The sequence below is a fragment of the Rhizobium sp. ZPR4 genome (genome assembly GCF_040215725.1).
In the GTDB taxonomy this organism is placed as follows: domain Bacteria; phylum Pseudomonadota; class Alphaproteobacteria; order Rhizobiales; family Rhizobiaceae; genus Rhizobium; species Rhizobium rhizogenes_D.
The window spans coordinates 138,830-164,438 of record NZ_CP157972.1; the positions used below are offsets into that span (position 1 = coordinate 138,830).

15 protein-coding genes and 1 pseudogene are annotated in these 25,609 nt (G+C 59.0%); 10 read left to right on the forward strand and 6 right to left on the reverse strand.

Features of this window, described 5'->3' with window-relative positions:
• Positions 1 to 7: 7 nt before the first annotated feature.
• Positions 8 to 2,845, forward strand: a complete 2,838-nt coding sequence (locus ABOK31_RS35875) for an ATP-binding protein (protein ID WP_349963469.1) — start codon at positions 8 to 10, stop codon at positions 2,843 to 2,845.
• 629 nt (positions 2,846 to 3,474) lie between these two features.
• Here the strand turns inward: ABOK31_RS35875 and ABOK31_RS35880 are convergent.
• From ABOK31_RS35880 to ABOK31_RS35895, 4 genes are all read right to left on the reverse strand, one after another.
• A complete protein-coding gene (locus ABOK31_RS35880; RefSeq protein ID WP_350019325.1) occupies positions 3,475 to 4,197 on the reverse strand; it encodes a hypothetical protein in 723 nt (240 codons plus the stop codon).
• A complete protein-coding gene (locus ABOK31_RS35885) occupies positions 4,194 to 7,205 on the reverse strand; it encodes an N-6 DNA methylase (protein ID WP_349963472.1) in 3,012 nt (1,003 codons plus the stop codon). The genes ABOK31_RS35880 and ABOK31_RS35885 overlap by 4 nt, the downstream gene beginning before the upstream one ends.
• A gap of 27 nt (positions 7,206 to 7,232) precedes the next feature.
• Complete coding sequence (locus tag ABOK31_RS35890) at positions 7,233 to 7,517, reverse strand: XRE family transcriptional regulator (protein WP_349963473.1); 285 nt, start codon at positions 7,515 to 7,517, stop codon at positions 7,233 to 7,235.
• 645 nt (positions 7,518 to 8,162) lie between these two features.
• Positions 8,163 to 8,948, reverse strand: a complete 786-nt coding sequence (locus tag ABOK31_RS35895; RefSeq protein ID WP_349963474.1) for a thermonuclease family protein — start codon at positions 8,946 to 8,948, stop codon at positions 8,163 to 8,165.
• A 693-nt stretch (positions 8,949 to 9,641) separates the two neighbouring features.
• Here ABOK31_RS35895 and ABOK31_RS35900 point away from each other — a divergent pair.
• Positions 9,642 to 11,852, forward strand: coding sequence for an AAA family ATPase (locus ABOK31_RS35900; protein WP_349963476.1), 2,211 nt, complete (start codon positions 9,642 to 9,644; stop codon positions 11,850 to 11,852).
• A complete protein-coding gene (gene mcrC, locus ABOK31_RS35905; RefSeq protein ID WP_349963478.1) occupies positions 11,852 to 12,973 on the forward strand; it encodes a 5-methylcytosine-specific restriction endonuclease system specificity protein McrC in 1,122 nt (373 codons plus the stop codon). The genes ABOK31_RS35900 and mcrC overlap by 1 nt, the downstream gene beginning before the upstream one ends.
• A 318-nt stretch (positions 12,974 to 13,291) precedes the next feature.
• On the opposite strand, the gene ABOK31_RS35910 is transcribed toward mcrC, so the two are convergent.
• Positions 13,292 to 13,561, reverse strand: coding sequence for a helix-turn-helix transcriptional regulator (locus ABOK31_RS35910; RefSeq protein WP_349963479.1), 270 nt, complete (start codon positions 13,559 to 13,561; stop codon positions 13,292 to 13,294).
• Between the two features lie 221 nt (positions 13,562 to 13,782).
• Here ABOK31_RS35910 and ABOK31_RS35915 point away from each other — a divergent pair, with 221 nt between their 5' ends.
• A complete protein-coding gene (locus ABOK31_RS35915) occupies positions 13,783 to 14,142 on the forward strand; it encodes a hypothetical protein (protein ID WP_349963481.1) in 360 nt (119 codons plus the stop codon).
• 19 nt (positions 14,143 to 14,161) lie between these two features.
• Here the strand turns inward: ABOK31_RS35915 and ABOK31_RS35920 are convergent, their stop codons facing one another.
• Positions 14,162 to 14,935 carry an SOS response-associated peptidase gene (locus tag ABOK31_RS35920; protein WP_349963483.1) on the reverse strand — a complete coding sequence of 258 codons (774 nt, stop codon included), beginning with the start codon at positions 14,933 to 14,935 and terminating at the stop codon, positions 14,162 to 14,164.
• Positions 14,936 to 15,227: 292 nt separating this feature from the next.
• Here ABOK31_RS35920 and ABOK31_RS35925 point away from each other — a divergent pair, with 292 nt between their 5' ends.
• From ABOK31_RS35925 to ABOK31_RS35950, 6 genes and pseudogenes are all read left to right on the forward strand, one after another.
• Positions 15,228 to 15,986, forward strand: a complete 759-nt coding sequence (locus ABOK31_RS35925) for an ImuA family protein (RefSeq protein WP_349963488.1) — start codon at positions 15,228 to 15,230, stop codon at positions 15,984 to 15,986.
• Positions 15,901 to 17,415: a DNA polymerase Y family protein gene (locus ABOK31_RS35930; protein WP_349963485.1), complete on the forward strand. Its 1,515-nt coding sequence runs from the start codon at positions 15,901 to 15,903 to the stop codon at positions 17,413 to 17,415. Before ABOK31_RS35925 ends, ABOK31_RS35930 begins: the two co-directional genes overlap by 86 nt.
• A complete protein-coding gene (locus ABOK31_RS35935; RefSeq protein ID WP_349963315.1) occupies positions 17,412 to 20,672 on the forward strand; it encodes an error-prone DNA polymerase in 3,261 nt (1,086 codons plus the stop codon). Before ABOK31_RS35930 ends, ABOK31_RS35935 begins: the two co-directional genes overlap by 4 nt.
• Before the next feature lie 465 nt (positions 20,673 to 21,137).
• Positions 21,138 to 22,928: an ABC transporter ATP-binding protein gene (locus ABOK31_RS35940; protein ID WP_349963317.1), complete on the forward strand. Its 1,791-nt coding sequence runs from the start codon at positions 21,138 to 21,140 to the stop codon at positions 22,926 to 22,928.
• A gap of 76 nt (positions 22,929 to 23,004) precedes the next feature.
• Positions 23,005 to 23,303: pseudogene (locus tag ABOK31_RS35945) on the forward strand (DUF982 domain-containing protein).
• Positions 23,304 to 24,629: 1,326 nt separating this feature from the next.
• Positions 24,630 to 25,571 (forward strand): phosphotransferase, encoded by a 942-nt coding sequence (locus ABOK31_RS35950; RefSeq protein ID WP_349963318.1) that lies wholly within the window; start codon positions 24,630 to 24,632, stop codon positions 25,569 to 25,571.
• Positions 25,572 to 25,609: the final 38 nt, after the last annotated feature.

The window sequence follows — 25,609 nt, forward strand, 5'->3', positions numbered from 1 at the left end:
ACCGGAGATGAAACCTTGGAGAGAAGTGGCTGTACCCCACCAGGACGTGCTTGAGGGAACTTTCCAGCAATCGGAGTTCGCGGCAGACATCACAGCGGTCAACACGGGCAGGGCCAGCCGTGAATATCAGGATGCTGCCGCTTTCTTCGACCGTACATTCATCACCGAGGGAATGGGGCTTCTGCTGACGCAGGTCGCGCAACGCCTTGCCGGCCGGGGCGGCGAGCCGGTCGTGCAGCTTCAGACCGCATTCGGCGGCGGCAAGACCCACACCATGCTCGCCGTCTATCACCTCGCGACCCGCAAATGTGCCTTGTCCGACCTCTCCGGCATTCCAGCGCTTGTCGATCGTGCCGGTTTGATGGAAGTGCCTCAGACTCGCGTCGCGGTGCTTGATGGTACCGCAAACGCTCCGGGCCAGCCGTGGAAGCGCGGAAGCCAGACGATCAAGACCCTCTGGGGCGAGATGGCGTGGCAGCTCGGCGGTGCTGAAGCCTTCGCGCTTGTCGCCGAGGCTGATGCCACCGGCACATCCCCGGGTAAGGACGTTCTGCGGGAGCTTCTTGAGCGGCACGCTCCGTGCGTCGTCCTGATCGACGAGTTGGTTGCCTATATTCGCCAATTTCCGGAATCGCAGGCGATTAGCGGTGGAAGTTACGACACCAACCTATCCTTCGTGCAGGCTCTCACCGAAGCGGTGAAGCTGGTACCGCGTGCCATCGTGCTCGCGTCCTTGCCGGAATCTGATCTTGAAGCGGGTAGTCAGCGCGGTGTCACCGCGCTGCGCGCCCTCGAAAAGACGTTCGGGCGTGTGCAGGCGCTTTGGAAGCCTGTCGCGACCGAAGAAGCCTTCGAGATTGTGCGCCGGCGGCTGTTCGAGCCGGTGCGCGATGAGAAGGCCCGTGAAGCCGCGTGCCGCGCCTTCGCTGATGCCTATATCGCCGAGGGCGTGAAGCTCCCGGCCGAAACGCAGGAACGGCATTACTACGAGCGCCTATTGCACGCCTATCCGATCCACCCAGAGGTGTTCGATCGCCTTTATGAAGACTGGACCACCATCGACGGATTTCAACGGACGCGCGGTGTCCTGAAACTCATGGCGAAGGTCATCTACCGGCTGTGGAAGGACGACAACAAAGACTTGCTGATCATGCCCGGCAGTCTGCCGCTCCATGATGGCAGCAGCCGCAATGAGCTGACCTACTACTTGTCCGCAGGCTGGGATGCGGTGATCGAGCGCGACATCGATGGCGACCGCGCTGAGACGACAGCTTTGGAGAACAAAGAGCCACGCTTCGGCCAGGTGGGGGCGGCCCGACGCATTGCGCGGACAGTTTTTCTCGGTAGCGCCCCATCTTCGGTCGCGTCCAAGGTTGCCGCGCGTGGCCTTGATCGCGCTCGTATCATTCTCGGTTGTCTCCAGCCGGGCCAGACCGCATCTGTCTATGCCGATGCGCTTGGTCGGCTTGCCGACCGACTGCATTATCTGAACGCTTCCGGCGACAAGAGTCAGGACACGACCCGCTTTTGGTTCGATACCCGCGCGAATTTGCGAAGAGAGATGGAGGACCGCAAACGCCGGTTTGACGATCGGTCTGAGGTGCGCGGCAAGATCGCCGAGGCTTTGAAAAAGACGGTCGGAAACGTGACGTCCTTCAATGGCGTGCATATTTTCACGCCTCATGGCGACGTGCCGGACGATACCGCCCTGCGCTTGCTCGTCCTGCCGCCGGAGACTTGGTACGCTCGAGAGGAAAACCGCCTTGCCTTTGAAGCGGTGCTGGAGATCATTGGCAAGAACGGCACAAAGCCGCGCTATCGCAGCAATCGACTGCTCTTCCTTGCCCCCGACCATGGCGCACTTTCTCGTCTCAATGATGCAACGCGCGTCGCTCTCGCTTGGGGTTCAATTGTCGAGGACGTCAAGGAAGGCCGGCTCAACATTGACCTCTTGCAGAAGAACCAGGCCGAGAAGGAGCTGAAGAGTGCTGAGGAAGCGCTCCCGCGGGTCGTCCGCGAATGCTACAGATGGCTGCTCTGCCCCATGCAGGATGCGCCCACCGATCCCAAGCCCGGCGTTGAGGCGTTTGCTCTCAACACCACTGGCGATTCGGTCGGCAGCGAGATCGAGCGCGTCTGCATCGACAACGAGCTGGTGATTCCCACCTGGTCGCCGATCCATCTGCGGGCAAAGTTAAAGGAACTCTACTGGAAGGGCGGTCAGAGCACGGCGAACGCAGCCAGCTTTTACGAGGACACACTTCGCTATCTCTATCTCCCACGTCTCAAGACGCGGGATGTTCTCGCTCAGGCGGTCCGCGCCGGCGCGGCCAGCCGGGATTTCTTCGGCACAGCCTACGGCGAAGCCGATGACAGGTTCGAGGGCTTCTCCTTTGGCGGGGGCAATGTCGTCTTCGACGACACTTTGCTCCTGATCGAGCCGCAGGCGGCCCGAGACTACGAGGATGCAACGCGGCCAGCGCCGGCTCCCGTTCCGGCTGCAACCCCTACGGACACGACCTCAAGTGGCCTGGCCGTGGAGCCGAGCGCTTACGTTCCTAATGGTGGCGGCACAACGCACGAGCCGGTGATCGCGCCTGCACCGGCCGCGGCGAAGCCGAAAACTTTCTATGGCTCGGCCGAAGTCCCCCCCGCGACCGCTAAGATGCGCCTTGTCCAGATCGCCGAGGAGATAGTGTCGGTGCTCACCTCCGACCCGAATGCGACCGTCCGCCTTGTGGTGGAAATCTCGGCCGAGTTTCCAGACGGGGCAAGCGACGGCGTGAGACGTGCAGTCTTGGAGAACGCACGTAGCCTCGGCCTGAAATCGGCCGATTGGGAGTGATTTCGCGCCGTCGTTTCGCGACTAGCCATAGGAGGCGCTGGAAATAGCGAAGCCAAGCCTCCATGGAGCATTGTGAGCTTCGCGGTTAAGCTTCGCTGATGAATCCAAGATCGAATTCATCTCATGCGGCGCTAAAGTACCCGAGTCGCGAGCAGGTAAGCCGCCATGTAGGTCAGCTTTTGCCTTAATTCCCGATTGTCGTTTGTCATTTCTTCGGGGTCTTCCTCACTTTGTGTGGAGGTGTAATTTGCGGTGGGCGAAATGCTCGACGCCGTGCGGGCGGAGGTGAATTTGAGTGAAGTAGCGGCAATGCAGAGATCAAAATAGCCGACTGAAAACGACCAAGCGGGCTCTTTTAGCTCAATTGACGGGGTCACCGCACAAAGTGAGGAAGACCCCGAAGAAATGCAAAATGACAGCCTGCGAACGCGACGGGCCGTTCGATATCCACAGCTCGATCGCTGTCAGGAATCCGCTCGCCTGCGACCGATCGGCAATGTCTGTTGCCCAGGTTTTTGCAAATCCTTTCCCGCAAGGCGTCCGACCTCGCTCTCCCCGGTTTCAGCGAGAATGCAACTCACAGCCGCGAAAGCAATCGAGCTGGGACACCGGTTTTGCCTGATGTTAGCTCAGGTTGCTGCAGCAGCAGAAGCATCGACCCAAAGATGCCAGAGTGCAATGCCTCCTGGATCATTCGCTGGCGGTGGCGTGTGGGTATAGAGGAAGGATCGCCTGTGCCCAGTTCGTGAGGCGTCGTATAGCCCCAATCCAAGCGATGTCGGAGCAGATTCGACGGCGTAGTTAGTCGCTTGGGCCGGAAGCGCAAGATAAGGCGTGAGGCGCGTTTCGATGGTGCTACCATCGCGCACATAGGCAATCATCAAAGCTTCACGACCGCCCCAAGCATATTCCCCATTGAGGAATCGTTGTAAGCCTTGCCTGCAGTAAAGTTGTTCGCCTCTCGCGGCGTCGATAATCTTGGCTTCGGCGATCAGCGGGAAACGACGTGTTCGGGACGTCAGATGAATCGATAGATCGGGCCGCTTTTCCAAATGTGCACCGTCGAAGCTCAGACTCTCCTTTCCGCGCACGACAGAGGCGACGAGCTGTCTCCAGACCTGGTCCTCCTCAATCATTCGATTAAGGCGAGCCTCCAACAACGCGGTCACCTCGGTTTCGTCGCCCGTGGCCACTGTTTCAGTCGCACTTTGGCGGATCTCCTCGAAAGCCTGCACCACACCGTCGGCGATGACGTGCAGGTAAACGTCGTCGATTGCCGCCAACGGCAGATCGACGCCACGGGTTAGTTCCGCGATCTGGTCCGGACGGGGCACACGCGCTGGAGAATTCATCTGCCGGCAGGCCCTTTCAAGAAATCGAGGCGTGACCAGATGATGTGTTGGGCGAGCAGACGCGCCTGTGTATCGCTCCAGTAACGGTTCTGGGCCAATCGGCCGATCAGCAGGGCCCCGTCGCGATCCTCTACGATGATCTCCGTGGCCGCTGAGGCATCGGCGACCTCAAGCAGTCCCTCCCAGTCCCGCCGCAGATCAAGATCAGACGCCTTAGGCTCCATATGCAACACAAATCCCAGCCACGGTGAGGCTGGACGATCGGCGATCATGTGCACGCCAATCTGTCCATCGAAGCGCTTTGCCCAAGGTTCAAGCTCGCCTCGCAGCCGCATGCAAAAGGCGGCTGCAGTCTCCGGATTGGGGCGGGCTTGCGCTGCGATCTTGGTATCGGCGAAAGGCAGGTTGAACGCCAGCGTGTCCGAAATGATCTGCAGGTCGTTTGGCCCCAACCCGTAGAGGTCCGCAACCCAGCGGTCGACATCATCCCAGCTCTTTTCAGACAGGTGCAGCCCATCGAAGAGCAGAGTGATCTCGTCAAGCACATCGGTTGGTAGCTTGCGGAAGTCGGGCAGGGGAATACGGTCCAGCGCCGCCTTTTCGATTACATCGCGCTCGAAGCCAAACTCGCCACTCGTAACGAGTGCGAGCCATAAAGCGAACTTGCTGCCGAAAACTAGTGCGAGATAGCGTACTAGGACATCCGCACGCTCGAACTCGCCGGGACTGTATCCGTAGAAATTCTCGTTATACACGACAGGCTTGTCGGAAACCGCGACACGGATCCGGCCGCGCTCGGCCGGCGGCGACTTGTGCACGATCGCCATCGGTGCCACGAATAGGCGCGGATCGCGAGGATCATGGAGGCGGTCGTGCTGAAATGTTTGGAGCTGATCGGCCCTGATCACTAGATCGTCCAGGCTCTTGACCGTCACATCGCGCAATCCGCGCAGGTAATGTGCCGGGGCGCCCGGTTGACCATCGCCCTTTTTCCGCTCTCTACTACTGGTCTTGAGGGTCTGGTAGCCTCGTCCGGCACCCGCCATGCGACCGCGTTCGGAAATGCCGATTGCGTCGCGCCAGAAAGATTCGAGTGTAGGAAAGCCCTTCGTCCTGATCCGCTCCACAAGTCCGAGATCCGCCTTGGTCCCCCGAAACAAGATCTTCAGCAACTCGGGGGTCTCGACCAATTGCTGCGTCGCGATGATCTCCGCCGAATGCACATCTATGCGCATGGCTCCCGAGGCGTTGAGCGCCGTTTCCACCCTCGGGCTGATCAAGCGAAAGCCTGTTCCGGTCTCCGGCATGCGATTGGTGGCGATCAGCAAACAGAAGGGCGCCGAGATTTCCGGCCAGACCTTGGTCTGCCGTAGCTCGACACCGTTGATAACCGACGTCACCTCAAGCGCCTGAAACAGCATACGCCGCGCCTCGACCATGCCATCCCCCTGTTGGAAGAGCAGACGGGCATGCAGCGCAAATGCAATCTGGGCTCCGGGCTTCGCCCACTCCATCGCGCGCCAGACAAATGGAAGATCGAGGACCTCATTCGGAAGTGGCGGCGCAATCCTGGCTCCGGTTCGTTCGCTGGCGATACGGGTGACGGTCGACAGCACCAATGACCAATCGGTCAGCTTGGTTCCTGTCGACCACGGGGGATTGCCGACAACCATGTCGTACCGCCCGCGATGCTCGTCACCGACGAAGGGCCCAAGACTGCCGAGTGCTGCGCCAGGAGCGTCAGTGTCTGCGCCGACCCGATGGAGGACTTTGCCACGCAAATCGTCGAAGCGCAGCTTGTCGACGGGCTGCGGCTCGGGATCAAGCTCGATCGAGATCAGGTAAAGCGCCAGGGCGGCGAAACGCAGCGCTTCCTCGTTGATGTCAAAACCGGTGATCTGATCGTAGAGGATTTCGCGCAAGCGCTGCGTGTCGGGCCGCTTGCCATCCGCGCGCCACCGGGCGGCCACCAGTTCCCTGAATGCCGTCAGGAGGAAGACGCCCGCGCCGGCCGCAGGATCGAGAATCCGCGCCTTTGCGGTCGCGCCGTCACGCTCCAGGGCGCGAAATGACGCGCGCACGAGCAAGTCGGCAATCGGCCGAGGGGTGTAATATCCGCCTTCTTGTCGCTGCTTTGCCGGGGCGTGATTGCGCAGATAAAGCTCATATGCCTGGCTGAGCACTCCGACGGGAATGTGGGCGAAATCGAGCCGATCCCAGCGCTCCGTCCAACCGAGGAAAAGTTGCCCGCCCGGCGCGCGCATCATAATGTTTCCGAGAACACGAAAGGCTTCAGACGGCAGACGATCAAATATGCCGTCCGACAGCGGCAGCAGATCGCCATTAAATGTCTCGTCGAGCCAGGCGCAGGTCTCGCGTGCCCTGCGGGCGTCGTTGAACATGGCCGCTGCAACATCTGTTGCTGCCAGACCTGCAGGTAGAAGACCTCGATCCCCTAAAAAACGAGCGAAGAGTGCACGACCAACCAGCGAAATCGCGTCGCCATGGTCAAGCTCAAGACCGATCAGATGGTTGATCGCCTCGGTCAGCAGGTTGAGGACGACGTTTGAGATCCATCCCTGTTTCGTTCTTGGGACATTGGGTCGGCGATTGGCGAGATGCGGCAGCAAATCCTTGACCGCTTCGGTCGACGTGTCGACTGCGATGCGCGCCTGTGCAACGGTCTTACGATCGAGTGCGATGGAGTAGACGTCGAGCCGACCGGGTGCGACAACGCCAAGATATGGCGCATCCCCTCGCATTGCCAGCAGGCGCCGCAGCCGGTGGATTTGTTCGCTGCTATCGATCCGATCGGCATCGACCAAGAAGACGAGCGGCTCATCCTGCCATTCATAAACGGCACCGACCACGCCAAGGATCGAGCCGCTGTCGCCTCGCGAACTGGTCAATGTGGCATAGGGAAGGAGCTCAGGGGCGTCGGCATCAAGCGAGTATAACGTCTGCCGATCGACGCCGAAGGCTTCAAGTCGATCCAGCCAATCAGTCATGGCCGTACCCGTCTATCGGTGAGGCGCTCACGATCGAAAGTCCAGGCTCGTTTGCCGATCACCTCCGAAATGGCCGCGACGGGTTGCGCCGCGCGGCTTCTTTTTCGGCGCAACCTTGGCGATCGCGGTGCGATAGTCCACTCCCCGCGCCGCCATTTCGGCGACAAGCACGGCCACAAGCGCGATATGCTGCGGCAACTCTCCCTTTGCATAATTCGTGATCGAATTGGGGTTCATGCCAATCAACTCGGCAAAACCGCGCACGCTGAGACCTGCGCGCTCAAGCTCCCCAAGGAAGTCAATATAAGGCACCGCACCATTTCATCCCAACACACCGTTTGATGTATGATAGCACACAATACGATGTGTGCAATGGTGTTGCGGCCGCTCCGCGTCGGATGAAAGCCGAAAAAAGCCGCTATCGCAGGCCGGCCAGATAGCAGCAGCGGCGTCCTGCCTCGGGCAACAGCAAGAAGGTCTTAGTCCGCGGTGGCAAGATCCGGGTGACGTTCTTAATTTAGGTACCAATTCTCAAATTTCGTGCGTCGATAACTATCTGATTTTATTGAAACACGAGTGCAACGGGGCGGGCTGTCATGAAGGCGCGGGAGCTTTATGAGCCCGATCGGCTCATTGATAGGCTGAAGGTGCGGGCGAGGAATTTTCAGTAGGCGAAGGCCTCTTTGACCGATTGCAGACGTCATCATCGACGCGAGTTTCAAGTTTCGCGAATATATCAGCGCGAAGGCGTACCTCAGCGGTGGCAGCATTCTAGTCCTCTGATACAGCGACATTCGCTCTTCGCTGAAGCAGAGAACCGCTGCAACTGCAAAGTTTGCGATCAGATAAAAATGGCCAACGACAGGGATTGTACTTCAGCCGTGACGCGATGACCAAGTTCATCGTCGAGGCCAAGAGAAACTGGCCGGCTGCTCTTTGCGGGATCACCCTTGGAATTCAGCCACACCACGGACTTGGAGTAGACGGACACCCGGTCCGCCCGCACACGAATGACACGGCCAGTCCCTCCGCGATCAAAGTTTGGCCGACTTCCTTTCCATCGACCTTCAGGATGCCGCAGCTCCGGCCATAGTTGCACCTGTCCGTTCCTTCCGTTCCGGGTTTGCAGGAACATTCAACCTTAGTCACCGTCGACGATCCGCTCGCCACCAACTGCTTCACTCGTTCTGTAGCCTTGTTGCCAAGGACAGCCTCTCTCGAGCATCTGGGATGGAATACTTCCGGGGCGTTAAAGCCGACCAGCCGCACACGGGTGCCATCGTCCATGCGGATGGTGTCGCCATCGGTGATCGAAAAGCTTTGGATCGCGAATTGCGAAGTCAGCTCTATGGACGTGTGTTCCGAACCTGATGACGGCCACAGGAAGGATATGCCGCCGTAAAAGACGGAGTTTACCAAGACCGCCATGAGCAAGACAAGGAACAGGACTGCCTTCACCTGCAAACTTCGGTATCCGTAGCTTCTCCGTTGCGACTTGCGTTGGGTTGCTATCGGCGAGGGCGGGCGCCTTTGGGCGAGCTGAACGACTGAAGTGCTCGGAGGGTCGGTTAACCGCCTGAGCATTGACAGCTGCTTTTCAGTAAGGCGCGTCCGAACTCCATAATGGACGAACTTCTGCTGCATGTCGTACAGAAATTGACGCTGCCACCTGGTTGGCTGTCCGTTTCGAAGAATATCGTCGATTCGATTTCTGAAAAGTGTGATCTCGATCTCGTCCAGCAAGCGCGCCCCCATGTCATGGACACAACGTAGCAGAGGAGGGCTAAACGCGAGTAACGGGATCATCTACAATTTAAGCGAGTTTTGTTGCTAGCCCGCTTTCCGATTCATGAAGCGGAGTGTTCCCGCATAGTGAGAGGATCACCGGTTCACAGATGCGATTTACTCGGCGTCGCGCAGTCGATTTGGACGTAGCATGAGCTATTGGCATAGTACGGTAATGTCGAAGCCTAGATGACATCCGCCTAGACGGCTAAGCCTCTCTCCGGCATCTATCATGCGCGAGGCTCAGTGGCATCCTCTTCGTTGAGCAATATTGCGTCGACGTAAATGCCGATCATCTTATCCAGGTTGGCCCCAGACTTCGTCCGGATTACTGATCTCGTCAGGCCCCTGACGCTCACTATCCCGCAGCAGAAAAGCAGTAGGACCGAAGGCTCATATCCTTCAAGGGGAAGATGGCCGCTTGGCGCTTCGGTTGATGCCGTTTTGCGATCTGCGTTCAACTGAGGATGTGCGATTTGAACTCAGCCATATAAAAAAGGTATGGCAGCCCTAAAGCAGCCGTGCTGCTGCTATTGTGGTGTCCGCCGAAATACGAACCTTTAGTTTCAATCACAGGGCCTCAAACGGTTGTTGCCTCAGGAGCCACTTCTACCTAAACACGACAGTATCTCTCGGTTTGGAGGTCAATCAATGAACGTCCTGGACGGCCCAAGACTCAAAATACAATATGAAACCGCATTCGACAAATACCGGAGCCAGGACTGGGCGGTAGATTGGCGTCGCAACTACGGCGAACAGGTCCGAAAGGTGATGGGGGCTGACTGGGAGCAGTGGCGCACGCGTGAATTCCAAGAGATGCTTTGGAACAGCGACGCCGTCGCAAGCATCGGTCCCGGCCACTCCGTAACGGTTCACGGAGCTTATGACGACGAAGAGCTGGCCCGGATGCTGTTCGATGCTCGCAATGTGCTCGCTGACCTACCGGTCGAGGAAAGGGGCGAACGTCTCCAGAAGCTTTATGATGAATCCCTGGCTGCCGTCTACCCAAAGTACGCGAAGCGTCGCCCGAGGGCTCGGCTCACGCGCCTGCTCGCGGCAATGTTTCCCGACGATATGACAAGCATCGCCGATGCTAGCCGGATCTGGGGAATACAGAGACTAATATCGGCCGCGCGAGTGCCGGGTGACTTCGTAGCCCAGCATCCCACAGTCCGTGCGACCATGCGTGCGGCCCTCGGGGCACCGGAGACAGTTGAGGAGAAGGTGGATCAGGCCATTTTCGCTTGGTACCTCTGGCAAACATATTTCGGGAAGCCCGACGAGGGCGCTGTCGTCACACAGGTCGAGCAACGAGAAGCGAACGCGGTGCCGCCCTTTTCGATACTCCCTGCGCACGCGCAGAGGCGAAGCCTGACCTGCGTCAAAGGCAACGTCGAGCTCCTTCTTGCGATGGTCCGCGAAGCTGAACACGGGATCACCCGAGAGGATCTGGTCGGGGTTATCCTGAGCGAGGCAACGCAGCTCAACACCAGTTCCGCCGGAAACATAATCTCCCAGGCGATGGGCGGGCTGGGACTTCTGCGTCTCGACGGCATCACGTATCGCCCGACGGACCGTGGTCACGAGCTTCTCAGCGCCGGCAACCCGGCGACCGTTTTGCGGGGACCCCTCATCGGGAGGGTCTTCGGAATGGGACACCTTCTCCTGATGATCGCCCGAGAGCCAGGCGTTCTGCGGGCATCTGACGTCGCCAAACGCCTTCGACAGCTCGTTCCGACGTGGACGTCCACACAACCCGGCTCGCATATCTGCACGTGGGCGCGCTTGGTCGGCCTCGTTGACGTACAGGAGTCAGGTGGGCTGGTCCTAACGGACGACGGAGAAGATTACGCTACGGCGTTGCCTGAAGGTTTTGAGGGTAACTGGAGTTTGTCGACAGGGTTGGAGCTGTCAGACGTTTCCGAGCTCTTCGACGAGGAAGGCGGAACCGCCGCAGCACTTTTATCTGGGTCGGAACGGTACGACGCCGCGGCTATCCTCGCCGACGGCTGTTTCCTCCCACTGGAGCAAATCCAGGCCGCGATCGACCTTCTGCGCAGGAAGAAAAACGTCATCCTTCAAGGCCCCCCGGGGACAGGAAAGACGTGGTTGGCGAAAAGACTTGGCTACGCGCTCATGGGGACGCGAGACGCGCAAAGGTTGACAGCTGTACAGTTTCAACCGACCCTGTCGTACGAGGATTTTGTCAGGGGCTGGCGGCCTGATGGCACGAAGGGACTTCAACTCGTCGACGGCGTCTTTCTCGAAGCCGTTGACGCGGCAAAATCCGATCCCCATACGCCGTATGTACTCGTCATAGAAGAAATCAACCGAGGAAACCCGGCCCAGGTTCTTGGCGAGATGCTGACGCTCATAGAAGACGGCAAGCGGTCGCTGAGCGAAGCGCTGCGGCTTGCCTATCCGAGGACAATCGACGAACGTGTCCACGTCCCGGAAAACCTTTTCATCATCGGCACCATGAACCTCGCTGACAGGTCGCTGGCACTCGTTGACCTTGCGCTACGTCGACGGTTTTCGTTCATTTCGCTATCCCCTCAGTTCAACGGTGCATGGGAAAGGTGGATGCTCGACCATGGCGCTCCGGCCGATCTCATTGCCACCATTGCGGCGAAAATGAAGTTCCTAAACGGAGCTATAGAGGCTGAACGTTCGCTCGGCCGCCAATTTCAGGTCGGGCACAGCTTCATGACACCGCACGTGTCGCCTGGCGATGATGGCCAAGCCTGGAGGTCATGGTATCTCGAAACTGTCAGAACCGAGGTCGCCCCGCTTCTTGAGGAGTACTGGTACGACAACGTAAAGGAGGCCGCCGCCCAGGTTGCCCGGCTTGAGGCGATCTAATGAATGCCTCAGGAACCACTTCGGCCGCGAGCGGCGCGACCTGGAAAAGCCACGCGGGAATTCCGGTGCGCAATCTATGGGTGCTCCTGGTCTATGCGGCAGGACTGGCGGATTTCCTCGATCCCTTCGACGCGAATGTCGAGGACGACGCCGACCTTCCGGACGTCCTCGCACGGCTTCTTGCTTATGTCGTAGAGCGAAGGTTGCGACGCAACCTATCGTCGGGATATCGACCACGCTCCGCCGTAGTGAACCGTGTCCGCGGTCGGATCGACTGGCTGGACACCGAAACGAGACTTCTCCTCCCTCAAGGAAGAATTGCATGTACGTTTGAGGAGCTGACGCAAGACACTCCCCGCAACCGCCTTGTGCTCGCGGCCCTGGTCCAGGTGCGGTCACGGGTGATGGATGCAGAGATCGAGCGCAAGTGCGCAGGCCTTGCAAGAACACTTCTCGATGCCGGAGTATCACCGAAACGTCCTACGCGGGCGGAGATGTCACGTGACACGATAGCCCGCAACGATCGCGACGACATCGTGATGGTGCGAGTTGCCGAACTGGCGCTCGATCTCGTGCTGCCCGCGGAAGCTGCCGGGAGCGCCCACCTTCACGGGCTGGATCGCGACGAGCACCTCCTCAGACGAATATTCGAGCAGGCAGTCGCGGGATTTTACCGCCACGAAGTCGACGGACGGGATGGCTGGGCAGTCAAAGGCCAAGCGTTGTTTCACTGGGACCTGGACGAGCCGACTGCCGGATTGGCTGCCATTCTTCCTGCGATGCGCGCGGATGTCGTGCTGCAGAAAGGGGGCGAACGTCGAATTGTGCTGGACACGAAATTCACAGGTATTCTCACCAGACGCCAGTACGGTGGTGAGGGACTGAAGAGCGGGCATCTGTATCAAATGTACGCCTATCTCCGGTCTCAAGCTGGTCTTGGAGACGGCTGCGCCGACGCTGCCGAAGGTATATTACTCCACCCTTCCGTCGAGTGTCTGGTGGACGAGGCGGTTACGATACAGGGCCACCGCCTTCGATTTGTCACCGTTGACCTCGCAGCGAATGCAGATCACATCCGCAAATCGCTATTGAAAGTCGTATTGGGCAAAGTCCGCTCATGACGACCGCGCTGTGACCACAGGTCTGGCAGAAACGCCAGTTGCCGAATTGTAGTTATTCTGGCACCCAAAAAGGTCAGAAGGTTGAACGGTACTCATTCAGTCCGCACAAGGTGAAGGTCAACGTGCTATCCATGTGGATGTCCGACGGACCGCACCTCGAAAAACCTCCGGCTATGCTTTCATACCGGCGACGCGACCACATTCTTATCAGGATTTAACCAGCTCACCTTTGGCCCTCACGATTCGAGTTGGTTGAAGAGCCGCGTTTGTTAGATTTGCCCAAAACTGCTTCCCCTCAACATTTAAGTATGGGATTGGTCATTTGTTGCGGGTGGATTTTCGGCCACTCTTAAGCGGCTTAATTTCCGCAGTCTCTTCGGCCACCGGAACGAAGAACTCCGAAATATCGCAAGCCAGCGCTTCGGCAATCTTCTCAAGCGTCGTAACCGTGGGGTTCTTATTGCCGCGCTCAAGATAGCCGACATAGGCGCGCTCGACGTTGGCCTCAAGGGCGAGGTTGTCCTGCGAGATCCCCCGCATAACCCGTATTCGCCTGAGGTTCAGTGCCACTCGCTGCCGTGCATCCATGGCGGAAACACAACATTTGACAGTTCATAAAACCACGTATTATAGAACTATGAAAGGCGATATTGAACAAACTGCAGGTGGTAGATTTATTCCCGGGAAGTGGGGTAACGCTCGCGCTGCATTTCCCGATGTTCGATGTCTCGGAGCGGCGTGGGTTCGGAACCGGATCGGGTTTTCCTTGCTCGGAGAGATCGCCAAGCAAGTGAGGTCGCAGGAGGTATATGACGGTGGTGCCCGACGAAACGGCCGACATGCTGATGGCCTTGCTCTATTCCGTCAGAACAATCGTCGAAAGTGGAGTGCAAAGTAAGCGGCGCATAGCAAAAGCCTACCAGGAGGCACGGGCACTTGTCGCGACGATCGATCGCGACCGCGGATCAGCTCGCCCACGGATCGAGGCATGTTTGATGCACTTTAACGTCCATAAGAACGCGGATGACGCAGCCGCGGCCGGCTGGATGCTGGTGGCGGTCCAGGAGCGAGTGAGCGAACGGAATCTCTACGGTTGGCGCCGGCTGAAGGAGATCGTGGATGCGGCGGTGCACGAACTCCTCCTGTCCGAACAGGCGTCGCTGCATTGAAGCGCCGGCGGTCCACTGGCTAAAGCAAGCCTGATGGATCGACCAGCTCACCTTCATTGGTGACGATCGTCGATCCATAGGGCTCGCGGGCCGTGACGATCAACGCATCATCCGGCAATGGCCGGGCAAGATCCTTGGCCTCCTCCCATGGCGCCGTCATCCAGACGTCGGTCTCTTCCTTGGTCAGCAACAGCACCGGCATAGCCTTGTCGTGAATGGGTTTGACCAGGTCGTTCGGATCCGTCGTCAGAAACCCATAGAGATCATCGGTCGTTTCCCCGTCCTTGACCTTGCGCACCGATGTCCATTGCGGAACATGGATGCCTGCAAAGAACATCAACGGCTTATCTTCGTTGCGCGCGAACCAGGCGTTCGGAACATTACCGCCGTCCTGCTGGCTTGCCGGATCCGGCTCGGCGAAGCTGGTGACAGGGACCAGACAGCGGTTCTCGACACCGAACCAGCGTCTCCAATGGGCGAGTTTGAGATTGCGGATATTGGTGACACCGCGATCGACCTGCTGGCGCAATAGCTCCTCGAAATCCACCTCCTTGCCCTTTGCTCGGAGTTTTTCGGCCTTGGCCTCGGCGGCTTTGACGAGCACGAATGGCGGGGAGGGCAGCCCCCAACGGGCATGGACAAGCTGCTTCTTGCCGTCCGCGGTGTTTCGGACGATCGGCCCCATCTGATCCGGGTTCATCTGATAGGCCGGCATCAGGTTGATCAGGCTCTCGGCGTCCTGAGCCCACTTGTTCACCCAGTTCTTGTCTTCCATGCGGTAAAGATTGCACATCGGCGCTCCATCTCCCTTGAAGCTGAAGACATGGTAGCCGACGAAACGCTGGAACGCCAATCGGCGGGCGTCGATGGACTGGTTGCCTAAAATTTTCCGAAAGCTTCATCATCGCCCGCTCGAAGTCATGTCCATGATTCCCAACGCGAATCTTAAAGTCCACTAAAATAGAGGGATAATATTCCTATTTCGGGTTGCTTGACTCGCGAATCGAGTTGGAACATTTAGTGAACAAATACACTTGACCGACAGGACGTCGATGCTAACGCGACCTCGCAGGGACCCGTGAATGATAACCGCTGCCCATAATCGGGTGATCTCCGATCTGAAGGATCGCATTGCGTTACTGGAAGGAAACGCGGGCAGGAAGAGCGGCTGCCTCGCCTTCGGTGTGGCTGAGATCGATGCCGTATTGCCGGGTGGTGGGCTTGCCTATAGCGCGGTGCACGAATTTGCTGGTGGCGGAGCTGGGGTCGTCGATGGAGCAGCCGCTGCCCTCTTTGCCGCCGGCATCGCGGCGCGGACCAGGGGCAAGATCGTCTGGTGCCTGACACGGCCGGACCTGTTCTTTCCGGCGCTGGCGCAGGCCGGCCTGCAACCGGGTCGCGTCATCTTTGTCGAAGCCGACCGCGAGGAAGATGTTCTCGCCTCAATGGAAGAGGCCCTGGCCTTTGGCGGCCTTGGCGCCGTCGTCGGCGAGATCGTCCGATTGCCGATGGTGGCCTCGCGCCGCCTGCAGCTGGCGGCGGAAAAGACCGGCACCATGGGTCTGGTGGTCCGGCGCTGGCGCCGGCAGGGGGAGGCCTCGGATTTCGGGCAGCCGACGGCGTCGACGACGCGGTGGCGGGTGAGCGTCCTGCCATCGCAGGAATTACCGGTTCCAGGCGTCGGGCGGCCGCGATGGCTGCTGGAACTGATGAGAGTGAAGGCGGGTGAGTGCGCTGAGTTTATCGTGGGAGCGTGCGATGCCACGGGTCGTATCCATCTATCTGCCGGACCTGCCGATCGAGCGGATCAGGCGCATGGATCAGAGAGCAGAATTATCGTCTGAGAGGCCGCTGGTGCTGATCGCAAGGAGTGGTTCCAAGCGCTTTATATCCGCGGCCGATGCAAAGGCTAGGGAAGCGGGTATCCGTTTGGGCATGCCGGCCGCCAAGGCACAGGCGATGGTGCAGGGTCTGCGATTCGTCGATGCGGATCCGACAGCCGATGCGCAAGCGCTCGAACGGATCGCGCTCTGGTCCCTCTCGCAATATTCCCCGATTGTCGCCGTCGACGGCACGGATGGCATCGTCATGGATACGGAAGGCGCCGATCACCTGCAGGGCGGCGAACTTCCGATGTTGACCGGGATCGCCAATCGCTTCCGGGCGAGGGGGCTGACCGTCCATGCGGCGATCGCCGATACTTGGGGAGCGGCTCATGCCTGTGCCCGGGCCACCCGTCGCGAGACCGTCATCATCCCGCATGGAGAGACCGCCCGCGCCGTCGAACGGCTGCCGCTCTCGCATCTGCGGCTATCGCCGGAGATCGTCGCCAGTCTTCGAACCCTCGGCTTCAAAACCATCGGTGAGTTATCGGTTACGCCGGGGGCGCCGCTGACGCTGCGTTTCGGCCCGGAGATCGGAAGGCGGCTCGACCAGATGTTCGGCCGGATAGCCGAGCCGATCGATCCCATCCGGGCGCCGGAATGGATCGAAGTCAGCCGTGCCTTCGCCGAACCCATCGGCGCCCCAGAGACGATCGACAAATATGTCGGACGCCTGATCGTGAGGCTGGTCACCGAACTACAGCGCAAGGGGCTCGGCGTCCGCCGCACCGACCTGATCGTCGAGAAGGTCGACGGCAGCAGGCAGGCGATCCGCGCCGGCACCGCCAAACCGGCCCGCGATATCGCCTGGCTCACCAAACTGTTCCGGGATCGAACGGAAAAGATCGAGCCCGGCTTTGGCATCGAGAAGCTGACGCTCATCGCCGTCATGACCGAACCGCTTGGTGAGGCGCAGCGGTCGTCGCTGGTCGATGAGAAAGATCAGGACATCACGCCACTGATCGATACCTTCGGTAATCGCGGACAGCGTGTCTATCGCATAGCGCCGGTCGCCTCCGATGTCCCCGAACGCAGTGTCCGGCGGATCTCGGCGGCAGCCGAGGACGTCGCGGAAACTTGGATACACCACTGGCCACGTCCGGTGCGGTTCATGGCGCGGCCGGAACCGATCGAGGTCATCGCGCTGCTGCCGGATCATCCACCCGTCTCCGTCACCTGGCGCGGCAAGCGCCGGCGGATCAAACGCGCCGACGGCCCGGAGCGCATCTTCGGGGAGTGGTGGACGAGAAGCTCGGAATTCGATGCGGTTCGGGATTATTTCGTGATCGAGGATGAGAGCGGGGAGCGCCTCTGGATCTTCCGGTCCGGCGACGGTGTCGATGCCGCCACCGGCTCGCATCGCTGGTTCCTGCATGGGATCTTCGCATGAGCTACGCCGAGCTGCAGGTCACCACCCATTTTTCCTTTCTGCGTGGCGCCTCATCACCCGACGAGCTGTTCAGGACGGCAAAAGAGCTTGGCATCACGGCGCTTGGCATTGCCGACCGCAATTCGCTCGCCGGCATTGTCAGGGCGCTGGAAGCCTCACGGGCCACCGGCCTGCGCCTCGTCGTCGGCTGCCGTCTCGATCTCGCCGACGGCATGTCCATGCTCGCCTATCCCACGGACCGTGCGTCCTATTCGCGGCTGACCCGGCTCCTGACGCTGGGCAAGGGCAGGGGCGGCAAGGGCAACTGCATCCTGCATTTCGACGACGTCGCTCTTTATGCCGAGGGTCTGATCGGCATCCTTGTCCCCGATCTTGCCGACGAGACCTGTGCCCTTCAGCTTCGGAAGATTTCCGAGATCTTCGGCGATCGTGCCTATCTGTCGCTCTGCCTGCGCCGACGGCCCAATGATCAACTGCGGCTGCATGAGCTCTCCAATCTCGCGGCGCGCTTCAAGGTGAAGACGGTCGTCACCAATGACGTCCTTTTCCACGAACCGTCACGCCGGCAGCTGCAGGATATCGTCACCTGCATTCGCAACACCTCCACGATCGATGATATCGGCTTCGAGCGCGAACGGCATGCCGACCGCTATCTGAAGCCGCCGCAAGAAATGGCGCGGCTCTTTCCGCGCTATCCTGAAGCACTCGCACGCACGCTCGAGATCGTCGAGCGCTGCAGATTCTCACTCGAGGAGCTCACCTACCAATATCCGGAGGAGGCGATCGTTCCCGGCAAGAATGCCCAAGAGTCTCTCGAGCATTATGTCTGGAAGTGCATTCCGAACCGCTATCCCGAGGGCTTGCCGCCGTCTGTGCTAAAAGTGGTCCGGCATGAGCTCGACCTCATCCGCACCATGAACTACGCGCCCTATTTCCTGACGGTGTTCTCGATCGTCCGTTATGCCCGCAGCCAGGGCATCCTATGCCAGGGGCGGGGATCGGCCGCCAACTCCGCCGTCTGCTACATCCTCGGCATTACCTCCATCGATCCCGAGACCAACAATCTGCTCTTCGAACGCTTCGTTTCCCAGGAGCGCGACGAGCCGCCCGACATCGACGTCGATTTCGAGCACGAGCGGCGCGAGGAGGTGATCCAATGGATCTACAGGATCTACGGCCATGACAAGGCGGCGCTCTGTGCGACCGTGACGCGCTACCGCGCCAAGGGCGCGATCCGCGATGTCGGCAAGGCGCTTGGCCTCCCGGAGGATGTGATCAAGTCGCTGTCATCGGGCATGTGGTCTTGGTCTGAGGAGTTGGTGACTGAACGTAGCCTGCGCGAGTTGAACCTCAATCCCGACGATCGCAGGCTGGCTCTGACCCTAAAACTGGCACAGCAGCTGATGGGTGTGCCGCGCCATCTCGGCCAGCATCCCGGCGGTTTCGTGCTGACCCATGACCGGCTTGATGATCTCGTGCCGATCGAGCCCGCGACGATGGCTGACCGGCAGGTGATCGAATGGGACAAGGACGATGTCGAGGCGCTGAAGTTCATGAAGGTCGATGTGCTGGCGCTCGGCATGCTCACCTGCATGTCGAAGGCTTTTGCCTTGATCCAGAACCACAAGCATCTGGATCTCGATCTGGCTCAAATCCCCCAGGAGGATCCGGCGACCTATGCGATGATCCGCAAGGCCGATACGCTCGGCACCTTCCAGATCGAAAGCCGGGCGCAGATGTCCATGCTCCCACGCATGAAGCCACGGACCTTCTACGATCTCGTCATCCAGGTGGCGATCGTTCGCCCCGGCCCGATCCAGGGCGACATGGTGCATCCTTATCTGCGCCGGCGCGAGGGCAAGGAAAAGGTCGAGTATCCCACACCGGAACTGGAGGCCGTTCTCGGCAAGACGCTGGGTGTGCCGCTCTTCCAGGAAAGTGCCATGAAAGTGGCGATGGTCTGCGCCGGATTTACCGGCGGCGAAGCCGATCAGCTTCGCAAATCGATGGCGACCTTCAAGTTCACCGGCGGTGTCTCGAAGTTCAAGGCCAAGCTCGTCTCCGGCATGGTCCGGAATGGCTATTCACCGGACTTCGCCGAAAAGACCTTCTCGCAGCTCGAAGGTTTTGGCTCCTATGGTTTTCCCGAAAGCCATGCCGCCAGCTTCGCGCTCATCGCCTATGCCTCAGCTTACGTGAAACGCCACTATCCCGACGCCTTCTGCGCGGCCCTTCTGAACTCGCAGCCCATGGGCTTTTATGCACCGGCCCAGATCGTCGGCGACGCCCGCAAGCATGGCGTCGAGGTCCGGCCGGTCTGCATCAATCGCTCACGCTGGGACTGCACGCTGGAGCTGGTCGAGGGCGGCGACCGCCATGCCGTTCGTCTTGGCATGCGCATGGTCCATGGTCTCGCGCAGATCGATGCCGCCCGCATCATCGCTGCCCGCGCCGACCAGCCATTCGAGAGCGTCGATAATCTCTGGCGGCGATCGGGCGTGCCGGCCGCATCCCTGGTCGAGCTTGCCGAGGCGGACGCGTTTCTGCCGTCGCTCAATCTGCAGCGCCGTGATGCGCTCTGGGCGATTAAGGCTCTGCGCGACGAGCCATTGCCGCTCTTTGCCGCGGCAGCCCAGCGCGAGCGAAAGACGATCGCCGAACAGCGGGAGCCCTCCGTCAGTCTTCGCCAGATGACCGAGGGGCACAATGTCATTCAGGACTATAGCCACACCGGGCTGACGCTACGCCAGCATCCGCTTGCCTTCCTGCGCCAGGATCTGACCGCCCGCGACATCGTGACCTGTGAGGAGGCGATGTCCGCCCGTGACGGTCGCTGGCTGATGACGGCAGGTCTCGTGCTCGTGCGTCAAAAGCCAGGTTCCGCCAAGGGCGTCATGTTCCTGACCGTCGAGGATGAAACAGGCCCCGCCAATGTCGTCGTCTGGCCGACTTTATTCGAGCGACGCCGGCGCGTTGTGCTCGGATCTAGCATGATGGCGATCAATGGCCGCATTCAGCGGGAAGGCGACGTCGTGCATCTCGTTGCCCAGCAGCTCTTCGATCTGACATCCGATCTCTCAGGCCTTGCCGATCGTGATGAGACCTTCCGGCTACCGACCGGGCGCGGTGATGAGTTCGCGCATGGGACGCCTGGCAGCCCGGATCCGCGGGAGCGGGCTGTCATGAAGGTGCGCGAGATTTATGTGCCGGATTTGCATATTGATAGGTTGAAGGTGAAGTCTCGGAATTTTCAGTAACCGCCGCAAATCTGCTTCATTCCCGAACTTACCGCTGTCGGCCTACCCCACAATTCACTGTTGCCAAGCCACCTAGGTCCAATCATCTAATCCGCCAGTCTAAATCAAGGTTGGCACGGTCGCGTGATACGCCGAAATAGTGTTGTATTTGCGCATCATACTCTGCAAAGTTGAAAAAGCGAGTTGGCAAAGTCGAATTAGTCCGATACAAAAATTTCACCGCTGCAAATCAATCAAAGGAGGCGTTGCATGACACCAGCATTCATCGAAACACCTCCGTCCGGAATGACCCGACACTAGGTCATTTCCGGTCGTCTCCCGCCACCGGGCACGACGCCATGCGGTTTTTCGTTTCCTTCACAACTCAATCAATCTGCCGGGGTTAGCTCGTCTCACGCTCCGGCCGCGTCTATTAACTCTCGATTTTGGGGCCGGCTGCCGAAACACGGGGTCGGACAGGTTAACATGACTCGCAAGAAGCTCGACTTCCGTGCCGATGCTTATCGCAATGTGCTCGGCTTTGTTTTTCGTCAGTGGAGCCATCGTCCCACCCTGGTGGGCATCATCATCCTGCTGGTAATTGCCAGCACCCTTGCCGAAGTTCTGGTGCCGGTGTTTTCCGGTCAGATCGTCGATGCGATTGCCAGCGGCAGTGCGGCCACTGACGCCATCCACGCCTTCGTTGTCGTCGTCGCCCTTGGCTTGACCAGTGTTACACTGCGCTGGTTTATCTTCGACGGGATCATCCGTCTGACGCTGCGCATCATGGCGGACGTGGTCAATAACGGCTTCCACAAGGTGCAGCGCTTCTCGACCGATTGGCATGCCAATAGTTTCGCCGGCTCGACCGTCCGCAAGATCACTCGTGGCATGTGGGCGCTTGACGCGCTCAACGACCTGCTGCTGATAGCTTTGCTGCCCTCGATCGTCATGCTGGTGGGCGCCAGCATCGTACTCGGCACTTATTGGCCGATCATGGGCCTCATCGTCGCTGCAGGATCGCTGATCTATATCGGCGTGACGGTCTTGCTTTCGATGGGATACGTGTCGCCCGCGGCAAAGCTCGCTAACGCATGGGATACCAAGCTGGGTGGCGCGCTAGCGGATGCCATCAGCTGCAACTCGGTCGTGAAGGCTTTCGGCGCCGAAAACCGCGAAGAGGAACGTTTGCGCCATGTGCTGGCCAAATGGGACAGTCGAACACGGCGGACGTGGAAGCGCGGGACACTGAACGGCACAGTCCAGGGCTTCATGATGGTCTCCATGCAGGCCGGTATTCTTGGCACCGGCCTTATCATGTGGCGGCAGGGGCTGGCGACGCCGGGCGACATCACATTCGTCTTGGCGATGTTCTTCGTCCTGCAGGGTTATCTGCGCTCGGTTGGACAGGACATTCGGAACCTGCAGCGTGCCGTCAATGATATGGAAGAACTTGTCCTGCTCGACAAAACGCCGCTGGGTATTGAGGATAAGCCAAACGCGAAGGCAATCACGATCGGCAGAGGCGAAATCGTGTTCGATCGCGTTACGTTTCAATATGGTGCCCATCCTACTCCGCTTTATGACGATTTCTCGGTTGACATTAAACCGGGCGAGCGGGTCGGACTGGTCGGCCATTCCGGCTCGGGCAAGACGACCTTCGTCAAGCTCATCCAGCGCCTCCATGACGTGAAGTCTGGGTCGGTCCGAATTGACGAACAGAATATCGCCGATGTCACGCAGTCTAGCCTGCGCAGCCAGATTGCTATCGTGCAACAGGAGCCGATCCTGTTTCATCGTACGCTCGCCGAAAATATCGCCTATGGCCGGCCGAACGCGTCACGGCGCGAGATCGAGACTGCAGCGAAACAGGCCAGTGCGCATCGGTTTATCGCGGAGCTACCGAAGGGCTATGAGACGATGGTGGGTGAGCGCGGCGTCAAGTTGTCCGGCGGCGAGCGTCAGCGCGTCGCCATCGCCCGGGCCTTTCTGGCTGATGCGCCCATTCTCATTCTGGACGAGGCGACCTCAAGTCTTGACAGCGAGAGCGAGGTGCAGATCCAGCAGGCGATGGATCGCCTCATGGAAGGTCGCACGACGCTGGTGATCGCGCACCGACTTTCGACGGTGCAGGCTCTGGATCGTCTATTGGTCTTCGACAAGGGAAGGATCGCGGAAGAGGGTGACCATCAAGCGCTCATTCGCCTCAATAACGGCATTTATCGCAGGCTGTTCGAACGGCAGGCCCTCGAGTTGACCAAGGGGCTGGTGGCATGAGGCAACCTCTTAAACTGCCAACCCTCTTTACAATATTGCTATGAAGAGAGGTGCTGGTATGGAAAGGAGGAACGAGATGCCACTCAACGATATTTCGTGGGCCCGTCCAGTGACAGTCCGGCTCCAATGCGGGTTGGAGCGCACTTTTAAAGGGGTCTATGATGCCCTAAACTTTTTGGAGAATGAATGGCCCTTGCGGCACGGCGGACGCCACGAGCGCGCAGTAAAGGCCTGCCGCGGTGCACTCAATGGGAGCATGTCCGCTGTTATAGCGAGAGAAGCGTTCTGACGGCTTGTCTCGAAGCAGAAATGCCAGCTGTAAATCGGCATAGGGGTTCGACGCCGATCCTCACGATAACTCTTTGTAATTCCTGACATTAGCGGGTCATTTTCTGGTGCTGAATTACACCTTCGTTGCGAGCTACTGGTTGAGCATCTAGGCAAAGATACATCGGCGTTGGATGATCGGGCCGCGCTCCGCCTTTTGCGGAAGACGGCGGTGCACAACCGAGCAGTATTAAAGGGCCTTAGAGCGGAATGTCAGGGTTTGATAGTGAGCCTGGATCCGAATGAGTATGGGCGCCGGATAACTTAGGCTATTTCTGCCAGCCGGGTTGATCGTACCAAAACGGGCGTGTTCAATCTGTCTTTCGCTTGATCGTGCCGCTGACAGAGCGCCGGCTACCGATGATGTAGAAACGATATTCACGGCTCGGGTAGGTTGTAAATCGGCATACGGTTTTGACGCCGATCCTCACGATAACCTTTTGTAATTCCTGGCATTGGGGGACACTTTCTGAAGCTGAATTGCACCTTGGTACCGGCGGTGTCTCAAAGTTCAAGGACAAGCTCGTCTCCGGCATGGTCCGGAATTGCAGACTTAAGGGTCACAGTGATCTGAGTTGAGTTGCCCTGCCTGGTGGGGCCAGGCAGGGCGGCTACGTAGCACTGCTGCGCGAGTCGGGTGTGAACTGGAGTTCAATAACTTGCGCAGCTTCAATCTATCATTGTATGGTAACTTTGGGAATGCTACCGATTACTGCTAGCGCGGGGCACGGGCGAACCAAGAACCATGTTCATTCGCACCAACTACTCGCAAACGGTCTCGCGCACTACCACTCGATGGTGATGGCGATACGCGTAGCGCCTCTCTGTCCAGCACCGGCGATGATATCGATAACGCGGGCCGTCATAGTACCCGTCATATGCATAAGCCGGCGGTTCGCGATAATAGCGTGGCGGTGGACCGTAGTCGTATCGAGGCCCAACTCCGTATTCAAAGTAGACCTGAGAGAATGCCGGCGATGCCGCCAAACTCGTTGCGAGCGCAAGCGCCGCGATTACGATTGTTTTCATGTCTTTCCATTCACAACTGTATAAAGATGTCAGGCATTGATCCACGCCTTAGAGGTAGTATGCCCGTGAGCGCTGCCCGTGAACACGGACGAAAGTCCGGACAGAGTATAGACTTAAGCCCAAGGTCTCGTGAAAGCTCCCTCCGCCTGCGGCATCGAACGCACGACAGTATGCCCTTTCGGAAATGCGCATCTATTCCAGACGATCTGGGCTATCAGTTGACTTTTGGTCTATCACCCTAGCGCTCTACGTCGCTTCCGGGATCGAGATAGCGGCCAATCGAACGCAAAGCGTCGAATTTCGCGACTTTCCAAATAAACTGCTGGCCGACGGAGAGGGGAGCCATTGCGACAAGTACCGGATGCCAGCCTTGCCTCGACAATCGCATCAACGGCCATCGGCAAAGTGCCGGTCACCGTTCAGCGGTTCACGACGGGTTCAAGGCATTTTGTTTTCGATCTCAAGTTTGCAGATGGATCCTCCGCTGTCGCGCGCATCGGTGATCCGTCTGCTCGGGCCGAGATGACCGGAGCGATTTATCTTTCCGAGCTGCTGCGACCGAGAGGGGTGCCACTTCCAGCAATTCTGAGCCAAGACGTCGACGCAGAATTTCCGTGGCTTCTGTTGGAGCGTTTTCCCGGTACAGATCTGGGCTCGGTCATCTCTGGGCTCACCGAAGAGATGTTGGATGGGATTGCTTGGAGGGTCGCCCACGCCCAGGCGGTCACCGCAAAAACCGCTTCCGCAGGAAGGTACGGCTACGCAGCACGACCCGAGCAAGCGCCGTTTAGCGCATGGTCGCAGGTATTGTTTGCCAATCTTGCTCGTTCGCGAGAGCGGATCGGATCCGCTGGGCTCTTTGATGTCGAAATGGTTGATGCCGTTGAACACGAGGTCAATGCCAGACGCGGTGAGCTTGATAAGATTGAAGCGACGCCCTTCCTGCACGACACCACAACAAAGAACGTAATTGTGACATCCGAAGGGATGTTTACCGGTATTGTCGACGTAGATGATCTCTGCTTTGGCGATCCACGCTATCCAGCCGCTTTAACTTTGGCCGCGTTGCAGGCTTATGGTGGCCCTAGAAGCTATATCTCTTCGTGGTTCCGGCATGCTGGCCATGCCAATAGTCCGCTTTTTCGCCTTTATACGAGTGTTCTGTTGCTGGATCTGATGGCGGGGCACGGCCATGTTTCCAACGGCAATGAGACTTCACTTATGCCGACGGTACAAGCAAGAATGGAGCGCGCATTTGAAGCCAACCTCAAACTGGCGCGGCAATAGCGATTAGCGACACGCTTCCACTTTATTCGAACCGTGGA

Excerpts from the sequence above, each read along its gene's own strand:
- ABOK31_RS35875 (WP_349963469.1), top strand. The coding sequence starts at position 8 with ATGAAACCTTGGAGAGAAGTGGCTGTACCCCACCAGGACGTGCTTGAG.
- ABOK31_RS35880 (WP_350019325.1), bottom strand. The coding sequence starts at position 4,197 with ATGAATTCTCCAGCGCGTGTGCCCCGTCCGGACCAGATCGCGGAACTA.
- ABOK31_RS35885 (WP_349963472.1), bottom strand. The coding sequence starts at position 7,205 with ATGACTGATTGGCTGGATCGACTTGAAGCCTTCGGCGTCGATCGGCAG.
- ABOK31_RS35900 (WP_349963476.1), top strand. The coding sequence starts at position 9,642 with ATGAACGTCCTGGACGGCCCAAGACTCAAAATACAATATGAAACCGCA.
- mcrC (WP_349963478.1), top strand. The coding sequence starts at position 11,852 with ATGAATGCCTCAGGAACCACTTCGGCCGCGAGCGGCGCGACCTGGAAA.
- ABOK31_RS35910 (WP_349963479.1), bottom strand. The coding sequence starts at position 13,561 with ATGGATGCACGGCAGCGAGTGGCACTGAACCTCAGGCGAATACGGGTT.
- ABOK31_RS35915 (WP_349963481.1), top strand. The coding sequence starts at position 13,783 with ATGACGGTGGTGCCCGACGAAACGGCCGACATGCTGATGGCCTTGCTC.
- ABOK31_RS35920 (WP_349963483.1), bottom strand. The coding sequence starts at position 14,935 with ATGTGCAATCTTTACCGCATGGAAGACAAGAACTGGGTGAACAAGTGG.
- ABOK31_RS35930 (WP_349963485.1), top strand. The coding sequence starts at position 15,901 with ATGCCACGGGTCGTATCCATCTATCTGCCGGACCTGCCGATCGAGCGG.
- ABOK31_RS35935 (WP_349963315.1), top strand. The coding sequence starts at position 17,412 with ATGAGCTACGCCGAGCTGCAGGTCACCACCCATTTTTCCTTTCTGCGT.
- ABOK31_RS35940 (WP_349963317.1), top strand. The coding sequence starts at position 21,138 with ATGACTCGCAAGAAGCTCGACTTCCGTGCCGATGCTTATCGCAATGTG.